The sequence below is a fragment of the Pseudomonas putida NBRC 14164 genome, assembly GCF_000412675.1.
In the GTDB taxonomy this organism is placed as follows: Bacteria; Pseudomonadota; Gammaproteobacteria; order Pseudomonadales; family Pseudomonadaceae; genus Aquipseudomonas; species Aquipseudomonas putida.
The window spans coordinates 3,420,087-3,431,235 of sequence record NC_021505.1 but is presented as its reverse complement, the minus strand read 5'-3'; the positions used below and the strand labels follow the sequence as shown (position 1 = coordinate 3,431,235).

The following is an 11,149-nucleotide window of genomic DNA, read 5'->3' as shown; positions in this document are numbered from 1 at the left end:
GGCCCCGGGTTCAGTGCCTGCGGTTGATCGTGCCGTTTCATCTTGACCGCCAGGTAAACGTCATAGATCACACACGCTGAACTACCGCCGTCCCGCCTGCGTCCTCCGAATGAATGCCCGGTAATGACGGCATTCGCTCATTACTCAGTTACGAGGGCGTAACGATGGACAAGACCGATCAAGGCTCGACGTCTTCACCTGGCAGCACTCAGGAGCACGCGCAGGCCATCACCGAAGAGGCCGGTGCGCTGCTAGGTGAAGCCAGGCAGAAGGGCAGCGAGCAATTCGAGCACTACCGCGATACCGCAGCCGATCAGCTTGATTCGCTGGAGCAGGGCGCACGCTCAGCCGCGCAAGCACTGCAAGAAAACGACACCTTCGGGTTATCGCAGTACCTGAGCCATGCAGCAGGGTGCGTGGGCGACTTGGCCGCGCAGCTGCGCCATGAAAACGCCGAGAGCCTGCTGCAACGCGGTGCCCAGCTGGCACGGAGCAACCCGGCGCTGTTTTTGGCAGGTAGCGTCGCACTTGGCTTTGCCGTGTCGCGGTTCATGCGGGCCAGCGCCACTCATGGTCAGGCTCCCGCCGCGTCATCGGACGATTGGCGCCACCCGCGGCCTGCGCAGCCTGTGACGCCGGATCGCGGTAGCGACGTATCCACCCGCAAACCTTACACCCCCATCGACCCGATCGGGGCAGGCGCCGGTACGCCGGTCAGTGGTAGCCCGTTCGAGCGTCATCCACTCAAAGGAGGTGAATGATGAACAAGGACCCCTTGCAAACCACCCCGGGATTACGCTCGGCGGACGAAGATGCGGTCGGTGTCGGTGGCCTGCTGCGTCAGCTGATGCGGGAAGTACCGGAGCTGTTCACCAAGGAACTGGCGTTGGCAAAGGCCGAGCTACAGCACAACCTGGCTACCCTGAAAGCCGGGACGGCGGCCGTTGCAGCGGGTGCTGTGGTGATTCTGGCGGGTTTCATCATCCTCTTGCTGGCGGCAGTCTATGCCCTGGCAATGGTGGTCGAGCCCTGGTTGGCTGCGTTGATCGTCGGCGCAATTACCGTGGTGATCGGTTTCATCATGCTGCACTCGGGCAAGAAACAGTTCGAGCCCGCGCATCTGGCACCTGATCGCACCTTGCATGCCATGCAACAGGACAAGGACACGTTGAAGAGGAAACTGCCATGACCACTTCCTTCGAACATGACGCGCACACAGACCCGGACCTGCTCGAGCAGGAAATCAACGCCAGGCGCGAGCACATCAGCGATCTGGTGGATGCCCTCGAACAGCGCCTGAGCCCTGGCCAGATGGTCGATCGGCTATTGGCCTATGCAAAGGGCAATGGCGGTGAATTCTTCCAGAACCTTGGCACCACGCTCAAGAACAACCCCGTACCCGCTACCCTCACCGTACTGGGCCTGGCCTGGCTGGGCTTGAACCAGAACCGCCCCTTCAACCCCGGGCCCGCGCATCAGGGGCCTGGGTTGGGTGAGAAGATTGCAGACGCAGTGGACACGGTGAAGGATGCCTTTGCCCATGCAGGGGAGGCGGTGCACGATGCCAGCCACGCGGTGCACATGAAAGCCCATGATGTGCGTGACCGGGCAGGTGAGCTTGGCAGCAATGTGCGGGACTCGATGGGTGCTTCCGCGGATAACCTACGTCACTCAGCGCACAAGGTCGCAGACCAGACCACGGCGCTGAAAGGGCAGTTCGATCAGATGCTCCACGAGCAACCGCTGGTATTGGCCGCCTTGGGGATAGCGCTGGGCGCGGCATTGGGGGCGGCGTTGCCCAGTACCCGCAAGGAAGATGAACTGATGGGCGCCAGTAGTGACCGGTTGACCGACGCGCTCAAGACCAAGGGTAGCGAGTTGAAGACGTCGGTCGAAGAATCGATGGATCAGGCGGGTGGCAACGCATCGGCGCGGGCAGGGGGCAAACCGGAAGGCACCGACCTTTCTGAAGGGCTTGGCTTCACGCCTTGAGCCTGATGGATGTTCACAGGCAGCTCCATGGGTGGGGCCGTCCCTCACGAGGATGGCCCTCACCGCCAAGCAGGGGCAGGACCGGCTTGCCGCTGGCAGCAATTGGGCTCGGGCGCCGCCAGCGCTATCACCCGGCGGTACCGGTACGGGTGAAACTCACACAGAATGATGTACCCGTTTCGTTCGTGGAACTCACTGCCACATCGCCGCCATGGGCCCTGGCTATTTCCCGAACAATGAAAAGGCCAAGACCTACGCTTCTCAGGTCAGTGTCCAGCTCGCTCACTCTGGTCATTGGCTCAAAGAGGTTACCTAACGAAGATTCGGGTATGGCTGTACCCTCGTTATGCACCGAGAGCATGGCCGTCTCACCCTGCACGGTAGAAGTGACCGTGATGGGGTGGCCAGGATCCCCGTAAGCCACGCTGTTGGCCACCAGGTTCCCGATGATCTGATGCATCCTGTCAGCGTCGACCTCTGCCATACCTGCGCCTTCCTGCTTGTGGATCAGTTTTGCCTGCGGGAAGGCAACGCGTAGCTCCTTCACGCTTCGCTCAATGACCAGGTGCAGATCAACCTGCCTTCGGGTAATGCCGATTCCACGGCCTACCCTGGCCAATGCAAAATCCAGGAGATCCGCGATCATACGTTGAGCGCGCTCGGAGGATTGACTGATGTGGCCAAGTAATTCTGTATCTCTGGGTGTACGTTCGCCTCGGGCCAGCAAGTCTGCCGCCATCTTGATGGCGGTGAGGGGGTTCTTGAGGTCATGGCTTGCGATAGCGACCATTTGTTCCGCAAAAAAAGCCCGCTGCAGGGATTTTTCATAGGCCAGATCAAGCTCCACTTTTGCCTGCTGCAAAGCGGCCTCTGTGGTTGTTTTTTCCCATAACAGCTGTTCGGCACGCCGGCGCGCTTCCAGAATCTCGCGTTCATACTTGTCCCGATCAGTTGTCCCGAACAGCGCCAGTTCGTAATAAACGCCATTGACATGCTCGCGCCTCACGCCATTGAGCAGCGTGGTGACGGTGTGCCCACTGGCGTTTTTGAGCTCAAGTTTCACCTCCGCGACCGAACCCTGCATGCGCATCAGGGGAGCCCAGTGGGTCTGATGAAAGATCCTTCCACCCATAGTCAGCAGATCCTGAAACCGCCGCTGGGCAAGATCCTCCTGGCTGATGCCGATCCAGATGCTGAAAATCCGGTTACTGCGCAGAATGGTGCCGTCTTCGTCGGTGACAACCAGGCCACAGGGGGCACTGTCGAAAAGATCTTCGAATTCGGGCAGCAGAGGCTGATCAATCGACATTTTCGCCTACCCAGGGCTTGAGGAAATCGTCCATTGCTTCGGCACAGGCTGCTGGTGCGCTCATGTGCGGGCAATGGCCCACGTTGTCTACGAGATGGAAAACACTGTTGGGCAAGGTCGCATGCATGTACCGGCCCACTTCCAGAGGAGCGATCAGGTCATCGGAAGATTGCAGAATGAGCGTTGGAGTATCCAGGCCGGCGATGTCTTCGCGGTTATCGGATAAAAAGGTCACGCGTGCAAATTGCTTGGCGATCTCCGGTTCTGTGCGGCAGAAGCTGTTGGTAAGTTCATCGCCTAGTGCTGGCTGCCCTGGTGAACCCATGATGGCAGGTGCCATTGCACTGGACCATCCCAGGTAGTTGCTGTCCAGGGTGTGGAGCAGCGAGTGGATGTCTTCGAGCGTGAAACCTCCCACGTAACCCTCGCAATCGATATAGCAAGGAGAGGGCCCTACCATGACGTGCGCGGCGATGCGGTCCGGGTGAAGACGGTCGGCCAGTGCGCCGATCATTGCACTCACCGAGTGACCGACAACAATCACCGGGCCGCGCCCGAAGTGATCTATGACATCGTTAAGGTCTCGTGCGTACCCAGCCAGCGAACCGTATTTTGCGCTCTCATATGCATCCAGATCCGATCCGCCTGCGCCGACCAGGTCATATAGCACTACGCGGAAACGGCTGGTGAAGTGCTGGAACAGATAGTGCCACATGGTCTGATCGCAGCCGAAGCCATGAGAGAACACCAGTGTCGAAGTGCCTTCGCCATGGACTTGAACGTTGTTCCGGCGCTGAATGTCCATGTATCACTTCTCCGATCAGCCAAGACGTTTTGGCGCAGGGGAGAATAGTGCCGCTCGGACTATCGAAAGGGCAAGATGTCGAGTGCCTCTGCTGACACGCCTGGCAGGGCAGGAGCCCGTTGCAGGCGAACAGCAGAGGTGGCTATCACTTCTTGCCAGGCAGCACCGAGCTGAGCACCTGCTTGGCTGTCTGCACGATGATGCCCGCCTGGTCGGGGTCGCCCTTGAGCAAGGTAGTGGCAAACTTCTTCGCCTGCTCCAGCTTGATGTGGGGTGGCAGGGGCGGCACGTTCGGGTCGGTCTTGAACTCGATGAGGACTGGCCGATCAGCAGCCAGCGCGCGCTCCCACGCAGCGGCAACGTCCTCTTCGCGATCTACGTAGATACCTTGCAGGCCAATGGAAATGGCGAACAAATGGTAGGGCACGTCAGGGATCGACTGCGAAGCTTCGAACTTGGGGTCGCCCTCCATCACCCGTTGCTCCCAAGTGACCTGGTTGAGGTCTTCATTGTTGAACACGGCACAGATCCATTGTGGGTTGTCCCACTGCTGCCAGTACTTGGCCACGGTGATCAGTTCGGCGAGGTTGTTCATCTGCATCGCCCCATCGCCCACCAAAGCAACCACTGCCCGTTGCGGGTGGGCGAATTTGGCTGCAATGGCATAGGGCACGGCTGCGCCCATGCAAGCCAGGCCGCCGGACAGTGAACACTGCATACCCTGGCGAATCTGCAGGTCGCGGGCAAACCAGTTGGCACAGGAGCCGGAATCGCTGGTGATGATGGCGTGGTCGGGCAGGCGAGGGGACAGCTCATGGACCACGCGTTGCGGGTTGATCGGGTCAGCCTTGACCAGTGCGCGCTTGGCCACGGTCTTGTCCCACTGCGCACGCCAGGTCTCCACCTTGTCGCGCCAGCGCCGGTCTGTCTTGTGCTCAAGCAATGGCAACAATGTGCGCAGTGTTTCGCTGGCGTCGCCGACCAGGTTGACCTCCATCGGGTAGCGCAGGCTGAGCATGTCGGGTTGCAGGTCTATCTGCACGCCGCGCGCCTGGCCTTCCTTGGGCAGAAACTCGGAATAGGGAAAGCCGGAGCCAATCATCAGCAAGGTGTCGCACTCGGTCATCAGCTGATAACTGGGTTCGGTGCCAAGCAGGCCGATCGACCCGGTGACCCACGGGAGGTCGTCCGGCAACACAGCCTTGCCCAACAGCGCTTTGGCCACCCCGGCGCCGAGTATTTCGGCAATTGCTATCACCTGCTCTGTTGCCTGCAGTGCGCCGGCACCTACCAGTACCGCCACCTTTTGCCCGGCGTTGAGTACATCGGCGGCGCGCTGCAGGTCTTCGTCGAACGGCAACACCCTGGGCTTGCTGTAGCCGATGCCGGAATGCACCGTACCGTGAGCCCTCGGCGGTTCGTTGTAGGGCAGGTCCTGCAGATCATTGGGCAGGATGATGGCGGTAACGCGGCGCTCGCCGACGGCCGTGCGCACCGCACGGTCGAGCAGGTGGCGCACCTGCTCCGGTGTCGATGCCTGCTGGACGAACGCACCGGCCACGTCCTTGAACATCGACAGCAGGTCCAGCTCCTGCTGGTAGTGCCCGCCCAGTGCCGCACGGGCCTGTTGACCGACAATGGCCAGTACCGGCTGGTGGTCCATGCGTGCGTCGTACAGGCCAGTGAGCAGGTGCGAGGCGCCCGGGCCGGAGGTGGCCATGCAAACACCGAGTTCGCCGGTAAACTTGGCATGTGCGCTGGCCATGAAGGCGGCCATTTCCTCATGGCGGGCCTGGATGAATTCAATCTTGCCCTTGGCCCGGCTCAGCGCGCCGAACACCCCGTTGATGCCGTCGCCGGGGTAACCGAAGATGCGCCGTACTCCCCATTGATACAAACGTTCCACCAGAAAGTCGCCTACCGTGCCGGTCATTGCCTGCTCCCGTTCTGTCATCGATAGGTGTCTGGACTTGGCAGGTGTCGGGAAAGTTTCAACGGTATGTTCACCCGTCTGCCGGCTGGAACCTCGCAACAGCCGACGGGTTCGAAGGTGAACCGATGACCGCCAGGGTGCGCATCATGACGCTCATGAATACCGAAGATGCCAGCGTGCAGGCCTTGTATTTTGAAGACGACGGCGCCACGCCGAACAGCCGTTTTCCCGTGCTGTTCTACCGGTTGAAGCTCGATCCGTCGGGGGACAATGCCAGCGCATTCGAAGCGCTGTTTGCGGCTCACCAATGGACCCCGCTGTGGCGCGACGGAATCTTCGATTATCACCACTTTCACCCTAACGCTCATGAGGCGCTGGGCATTGCCTGTGGGCAGGCGCGGTTGACGCTTGGCGGGGAATCAGGGCAGAGCGTTAGCGTGGAGCGGGGCGATGTGCTGGTGCTGCCAGCTGGTACGGGCCATCGCTGCATCGAGTGCAGCGATGAGTTTCTGGTGGTCGGCGCCTATCCCTACGGGCAGGAAAACTACGACATCCAGCGTCCCGACAGCGCAGCGCACCCGCGTGCCGTCGCGCGCATCGCCAAAGTACCGCTACCTCAGCAAGATCCGGTCGGCGGCATGCGGGGTGCGTTGATGACGCATTGGCGCTGAGTGCGCTGCAGTCAGGCCGAGTGGTCCATTGCCATCGGCCATTTCACCTAACTGCCGGAACCTGCGCCGGATCCACTACCCGATGAGCCTCCGCTACCACTGCCCGAGCCTGTACCGCTGCCACCAGAGCCATTACCCCCGGTGCCCGAACCACTGTTGGTACCGTCTCCGCCCGTGTTGTCCGTCCCATTATCATCAGTACCGCCATTACCCGTACCCATGCCATCGCCTGGTGTACCTGAGCCCGTGGCACCGCCTTGGCCGTTCATTTGACCATTGTCGTGCGGTTGCACGCCCGGGGCGCGCTGATCGTTCAGGTCTGTGGCAGCCAGGGCAAGTGGTGCAGTCAAGCCCAGGCACAGGGTAAGCACAAACGTAGAGGGTTTTGTGGGTGTCATGGTGAAACTCCTTTCAGGGTTGTTCACCTACTGTTCGGCCAGCCGCTCGCGGGAGGGTGCCTGCTGAGCGACGGAAGGCGGTGTCAAACGTGTAATCCATCACCCCGTCGCGCAGCTTATGCGTTGGGCTCGTCCCAGCCGCTACGCGTTGCAGAAATTAGCGTATCCCAGTCATCAGGAGGGTTACCGCGGCCCAGCATCTTCTCGAATACGGCGTAGGGATCGGATTTGCTGCCTGCAGACCGGAGGGTATTTTCGTCGTTGACCCATGCATAGACGATGACCTTGGATCTTGAGTCGTAGCGAAAGAACAGCCGAAAGCGCCTACCGATCTTTGCCCGCCGCCAATGTCGGTAGGCGGTGCCCAGCGTGTTGCCTTGGCGGAACTCATCACGGCCTGGGTCGGCAGGCACAGCCTCCATGATCAGATGGCTCAATGCCCGAAACAGCTTTACGTTGGCATTGCTCTCAAACCCTTGCGGGTCGTTCTGCTCGGCTCGGGCGGCGGCTTCTTGTAACTTGCGTAGCTGTAAAGTCACACCTTCATGGAACAACAGTGTCCAGCCATGTCGCAGCATCAGATCGCGACCTCACCATCGATCTCTTCGTCCAGGTTCACGGAGTGGTTTGCGTTGGCGAGCATGGTTTGCGCCAAGTCTTCCTGCAGAGTCGTGAGGTTACGGCCGCTACGGATATCAGCCTCCAGCAAACCCAGGAATGCACCGATGGCAGGGTCTTCATGGATGGTTTCAACGCGGCTGACCACGATTTCACCGCCGCGCACGTCGAATGCGATCTTGCCACCTGTGTCAAGGCCCAGTAGCTGGCGAACGGATTTGGGCAGTGTGACCTGGCCCTTCGAGGTCAACGTGGCGATTTCGTGGATAGCAGGCATGAGCGTTCTCCCGGATGCTTGATTGAATGGTAAGGAATAATCCTTACGCGGTCAATTTCGACTTCCTGGCTGATCGCGCATAGGTGGGTCAAATGCTCATTAGCTCCGTAGGATGAATTACACCTCCGTGGACACGATCGCAGGCTGCGGTGTTGGCGGGCGCTTTTCTGGCGCACATGTTCCATCTGTGCCCTTTGAAAGGCCATCAAGGCACAACGTGTCGCCTTGCCCATCACTCCATCAATAGGGCCTTGTTGATAGTGGCGCACTATCAGCGCGGTTTGCACACAGGTGACCAAGTTGCTTTTCTGCTCGTTGGCCGGTTATCGAGGCCAGCGCCATGATGGTTCTGACAGCTGCTCGAAGAAGAAGTCTGAGAGTGCCTTGATCTTCACAGGGCGAGTACGCGCCGAGGGTGTCACGAAATAGAGACCACCACGCATCATGCTCCACTCCGGCAACAATGCGATCAGTCGGCCGTCGGCCAGGTATTCGCTGGCGATAAACTCCGGAAGCTCGGCAATGGCCAGCCCCTCGAGCAAAGCTGGCAATAAGGCATCTGAGTTAGTGACACGAAGTTGGCCGGTAGGCACCACATCTTCTTCGGTACCGTCCACGTGGGTGAATCGCCACACCTGGCTGCGCGCGCGGTACGCATAGCTCAAGCAGGGTCGTGCGGCTAATTCACGTGGATGGCTCGGGTATCCGTGTGCGCTTAGATAGGCAGGTGAAGCCACAAGGTATTGGGTGACGGCACAGAGTCGACGCGCGACTAGAGACGAGTCAGGCAGCACGGCAATGCGCAGTGCCGCATCAAAGCCCTCGGCGATCAGGTCTACGGACGCATCGGACAGGTGCAGGTCTATCGACAGCTCTGGGTACATGCGCATCAGTTGAGGAATGAGTGGCGCTACCCAGCGCAAACCGAACGACATCGGTACCGCGAGTCTTACCTGGCCTCGTGGCTGCACCGACAGTTCCTGGGCCTCACTTTCAACTTCCTCGGCCTGCCGATAAATGTCGCCGGCCTTGGCGGCCATGCTCGCGCCAAACTCTGTAAGCGCCAACTGGCGTGAGGTGCGGTTGAACAAGCGTCCACCCAGCCGCTCTTCAAGGCGCGCAACCGCTCGAGATACCGTGGGCACGGAAACCCCCATAACCCGAGATGCCGCAGCGAACGATCCCTCTTCAGCCACCTTGGCAAACATGGCCAACCCTTCGAAATCCGGAAGTTTGCTCATTTCATTTCTGCAACGATAGATTTCAGGCAATTCTATTTTGAAAAATAGATGCCGTCGATAAGCTTCTCCCACACCGCAGCAACTTACTTAACGTAACGGGAGAAACACCATGACTGGCAAGCTCGAAGGCAAAATCGCATTGGTCACCGGCGGCACAACTGGCATCGGCCTCGCCACTGCCAAACGCTTCGCTGAAGAAGGCGCCCACGTGTACATCACCGGTCGCCGCCAGATCGAACTCGATGCGGCAGTGGCCGCTGTCGGGAACGCCACCGGCGTGCAAGTCGACTCCACCAAACTCGACCAACTGGACGCGCTCTACAGTCAGATTGGCTCCGCGCATGGCCGCATTGATGTGCTCTTCGCTAACGCCGGCGGTGGTTCGATGCTGCCCCTGGGGGAAATCACTGAGCAGCACTTCGATGACACCTTCGACCGCAACGTCAAAGGCGTCCTGTTCACCGTACAAAAAGCCCTGCCCTTGCTGGCCCCCAAAGCCTCGGTGATCCTCACCGGCTCTACTGCGGGCACCTCCGGCACTGCCGCGTTCAGTGTTTACGCCGCTTCCAAAGCAGCCGTACGTGCTTTCGCTCGCAACTGGATTCTGGATTTGAAAGACCGCCAGGTACGGGTCAACACCATCAGCCCAGGTGCAACACGTACCCCAGGCCTGGTCGACCTCGCGGGGCCAGATGCTGCACAGCAACAAGGTTTGCTCGACTACCTGGCTTCGCTGATTCCAATGGGTCGTGTCGGTGAGGCGGAAGAAATCGCCAGTGCCGCGCTGTTCCTGGCATCGGATGACGCGAGCTTCGTCAATGGTATCGAATTGTTCGTTGACGGCGGCCAAGCTCAGGTTTGATGGCCAAAAGCGGCGCAGTGAAGTCGCCTACTTTGACAATTGTTCTGGCTCAAGTCAGTCCGCCTGGGCATCCTCGGCATGCTGACGTTGCTGACCACGTCGGTGACGGTGTACGGCAGCATGTACCTGTTGGATATCGAGCTGAACATCGGTACCACACTGGTGACGTTCCTGGTGGTGGGCGTCGTGGATTACGCCGTTCACCTGCTGTCACGGATCAAGATGCTGGTGCAGAAGGGCATCGAGATCGACGAGGCCATCCTGGCGGCCATGCAGGGCGTCGGGCGCTCGACGGTGGTCAACGTCGTGATCTTCTCGATGGGCTTTGTCGCGCTGCTGTTCTCCGCCTACAAACCCGTCATCGACCTGGGTGTGTTGGTGATACTGGCGCTGTCATCCAGCGGCTTCATGACCATTTTGTTGGTCACGCTGATTTCGCCGTGGTTCTTTGCCTCGATTGTGCCGCAGCCAGCAGTGCAAGAGGGCGAGCAGCCGCGGGGTGGGGCTGTGCCAGGCTAAATCGCCGGGGCGCCTGCGTGCTGAAAACGGCACGGGGCGCCATGGCCGTTCAGGGGCGGAGGAGCGGATTCAGCGGGCTTTTTCCAGGTGTTCGAACTGGCATTGCATCTGAGCATCTTTGAGGCTCAGCTCAAACTCAACCAAGCCGTCATGCACTTGCTGCAAGGCCTGGATTTGCCCCATCAATTCCTGCTTTTTGTTATCTATAGCCTGCATGGCCAGATCCCAGGGCAACTCCTGGCCGCGATGATCCTGCAGAATGGCCTGCATTTCCTTGAGCTTGAAACCGAGTTGCTGAGCGCATTTGATGAAGGTCAGCAGTTCTACGCTTTGCTGGCTGTAGATGCGGTACTTGCCTTCGCGTTGCGGGGGGGGCAACAGGCCGATTTCTTCGTAATGTCGAATGCTTTTGACGGTGGTGCCCGACAGCTGGGCAGCTTTGCCGATGTACATGAAAATCCCTTTTTATGACGCATCAGAAGCGAAAAGATGTCGCGTGCTCGTACAGGCGCGCGACATCTTTG

12 protein-coding genes and 2 pseudogenes are annotated in these 11,149 nt (G+C 59.7%); 6 read left to right on the top strand and 8 right to left on the bottom strand.

From position 1 onward, the window contains the following. The first annotated feature begins 164 nt into the window (after positions 1-164). From PP4_RS15230 to PP4_RS15220, 3 genes are read left to right on the top strand one after another with little or no spacing between them, the layout of a single operon-like run. The gene (locus PP4_RS15230) at positions 165-761 is read left to right on the top strand and encodes a hypothetical protein (RefSeq protein WP_016500087.1); all 597 of its coding nucleotides are present in this window, start codon (positions 165-167) and stop codon (positions 759-761) included. Continuing rightward, the gene (locus PP4_RS15225; protein WP_016500086.1) at positions 761-1,189 is read left to right on the top strand and encodes a phage holin family protein; all 429 of its coding nucleotides are present in this window, start codon (positions 761-763) and stop codon (positions 1,187-1,189) included. Before PP4_RS15230 ends, PP4_RS15225 begins: the two co-directional genes overlap by 1 nt. Continuing rightward, positions 1,186-1,992, top strand: a complete 807-nt coding sequence (locus PP4_RS15220) for a DUF3618 domain-containing protein (protein ID WP_016500085.1) — start codon at positions 1,186-1,188, stop codon at positions 1,990-1,992. Before PP4_RS15225 ends, PP4_RS15220 begins: the two co-directional genes overlap by 4 nt. A 127-nt stretch (positions 1,993-2,119) precedes the next feature. Here PP4_RS15220 and PP4_RS15215 read toward each other — a convergent pair whose 3' ends face one another. The 3 genes from PP4_RS15215 to PP4_RS15205 all read right to left on the bottom strand — a co-directional run bounded on the left by PP4_RS15215 (position 2,120) and on the right by PP4_RS15205 (position 6,039). Beyond that, positions 2,120-3,301, bottom strand: coding sequence for a PAS domain-containing sensor histidine kinase (locus tag PP4_RS15215; protein WP_016500084.1), 1,182 nt, complete (start codon positions 3,299-3,301; stop codon positions 2,120-2,122). Further along, entirely contained in the window at positions 3,291-4,106 is an 816-nt protein-coding gene (locus PP4_RS15210; RefSeq protein ID WP_016500083.1) for an alpha/beta fold hydrolase, read from the bottom strand. The genes PP4_RS15215 and PP4_RS15210 overlap by 11 nt, the downstream gene beginning before the upstream one ends. 145 nt (positions 4,107-4,251) lie before the next feature. After that, positions 4,252-6,039, bottom strand: a complete 1,788-nt coding sequence (locus PP4_RS15205; RefSeq protein ID WP_016500082.1) for a thiamine pyrophosphate-requiring protein — start codon at positions 6,037-6,039, stop codon at positions 4,252-4,254. 146 nt (positions 6,040-6,185) lie between these two features. Between PP4_RS15205 and PP4_RS15200 the strand changes: the two genes are divergently transcribed. Further along, positions 6,186-6,710, top strand: coding sequence for a cupin domain-containing protein (locus PP4_RS15200; protein WP_041168057.1), 525 nt, complete (start codon positions 6,186-6,188; stop codon positions 6,708-6,710). A gap of 514 nt (positions 6,711-7,224) precedes the next feature. Here PP4_RS15200 and PP4_RS15195 read toward each other — a convergent pair. The 4 genes and pseudogenes from PP4_RS15195 to PP4_RS15185 all read right to left on the bottom strand — a co-directional run bounded on the left by PP4_RS15195 (position 7,225) and on the right by PP4_RS15185 (position 9,244). Further along, positions 7,225-7,686, bottom strand: coding sequence for a type II toxin-antitoxin system YhaV family toxin (locus PP4_RS15195; protein WP_016500079.1), 462 nt, complete (start codon positions 7,684-7,686; stop codon positions 7,225-7,227). Next, the gene (locus PP4_RS15190) at positions 7,686-8,003 is read right to left on the bottom strand and encodes a type II toxin-antitoxin system PrlF family antitoxin (RefSeq protein WP_016500078.1); all 318 of its coding nucleotides are present in this window, start codon (positions 8,001-8,003) and stop codon (positions 7,686-7,688) included. Before PP4_RS15190 ends, PP4_RS15195 begins: the two co-directional genes overlap by 1 nt. 194 nt (positions 8,004-8,197) lie before the next feature. Continuing rightward, positions 8,198-8,320: pseudogene (locus tag PP4_RS29715) on the bottom strand (peptidoglycan-binding domain-containing protein); the annotation flags it as partial. Between the two features lie 6 nt (positions 8,321-8,326). Next, entirely contained in the window at positions 8,327-9,244 is a 918-nt protein-coding gene (locus tag PP4_RS15185) for a LysR family transcriptional regulator (RefSeq protein WP_016500077.1), read from the bottom strand. Positions 9,245-9,353: 109 nt separating this feature from the next. Between PP4_RS15185 and PP4_RS15180 the strand changes: the two genes are divergently transcribed. Further along, on the top strand, positions 9,354-10,106 hold the full coding sequence (locus PP4_RS15180) for an SDR family NAD(P)-dependent oxidoreductase (protein ID WP_016500076.1): 753 nt from the start codon (positions 9,354-9,356) through the stop codon (positions 10,104-10,106). Between the two features lie 39 nt (positions 10,107-10,145). Further along, positions 10,146-10,625 (top strand): annotated as a pseudogene (locus PP4_RS15175) (MMPL family transporter); the annotation flags it as partial. 69 nt (positions 10,626-10,694) lie between these two features. On the opposite strand, the gene PP4_RS15170 reads toward PP4_RS15175, so the two are convergent. Next, complete coding sequence (locus PP4_RS15170) at positions 10,695-11,078, bottom strand: MerR family transcriptional regulator (RefSeq protein WP_003253954.1); 384 nt, start codon at positions 11,076-11,078, stop codon at positions 10,695-10,697. Between the last annotated feature and the right edge of the window lie 71 nt (positions 11,079-11,149).

Bases quoted from the DNA above. Each gene is read 5' to 3' on its own strand.
- PP4_RS15230 (WP_016500087.1), top strand. From the start codon at position 165: ATGGACAAGACCGATCAAGGCTCGACGTCTTCACCTGGCAGCACTCAG.
- PP4_RS15225 (WP_016500086.1), top strand. From the start codon at position 761: ATGAACAAGGACCCCTTGCAAACCACCCCGGGATTACGCTCGGCGGAC.
- PP4_RS15220 (WP_016500085.1), top strand. From the start codon at position 1,186: ATGACCACTTCCTTCGAACATGACGCGCACACAGACCCGGACCTGCTC.
- PP4_RS15215 (WP_016500084.1), bottom strand. From the start codon at position 3,301: ATGTCGATTGATCAGCCTCTGCTGCCCGAATTCGAAGATCTTTTCGAC.
- PP4_RS15210 (WP_016500083.1), bottom strand. From the start codon at position 4,106: ATGGACATTCAGCGCCGGAACAACGTTCAAGTCCATGGCGAAGGCACT.
- PP4_RS15205 (WP_016500082.1), bottom strand. From the start codon at position 6,039: ATGACCGGCACGGTAGGCGACTTTCTGGTGGAACGTTTGTATCAATGG.
- PP4_RS15200 (WP_041168057.1), top strand. From the start codon at position 6,186: ATGACGCTCATGAATACCGAAGATGCCAGCGTGCAGGCCTTGTATTTT.
- PP4_RS15195 (WP_016500079.1), bottom strand. From the start codon at position 7,686: ATGCTGCGACATGGCTGGACACTGTTGTTCCATGAAGGTGTGACTTTA.
- PP4_RS15190 (WP_016500078.1), bottom strand. From the start codon at position 8,003: ATGCCTGCTATCCACGAAATCGCCACGTTGACCTCGAAGGGCCAGGTC.
- PP4_RS15185 (WP_016500077.1), bottom strand. From the start codon at position 9,244: ATGAGCAAACTTCCGGATTTCGAAGGGTTGGCCATGTTTGCCAAGGTG.
- PP4_RS15180 (WP_016500076.1), top strand. From the start codon at position 9,354: ATGACTGGCAAGCTCGAAGGCAAAATCGCATTGGTCACCGGCGGCACA.
- PP4_RS15170 (WP_003253954.1), bottom strand. From the start codon at position 11,078: ATGTACATCGGCAAAGCTGCCCAGCTGTCGGGCACCACCGTCAAAAGC.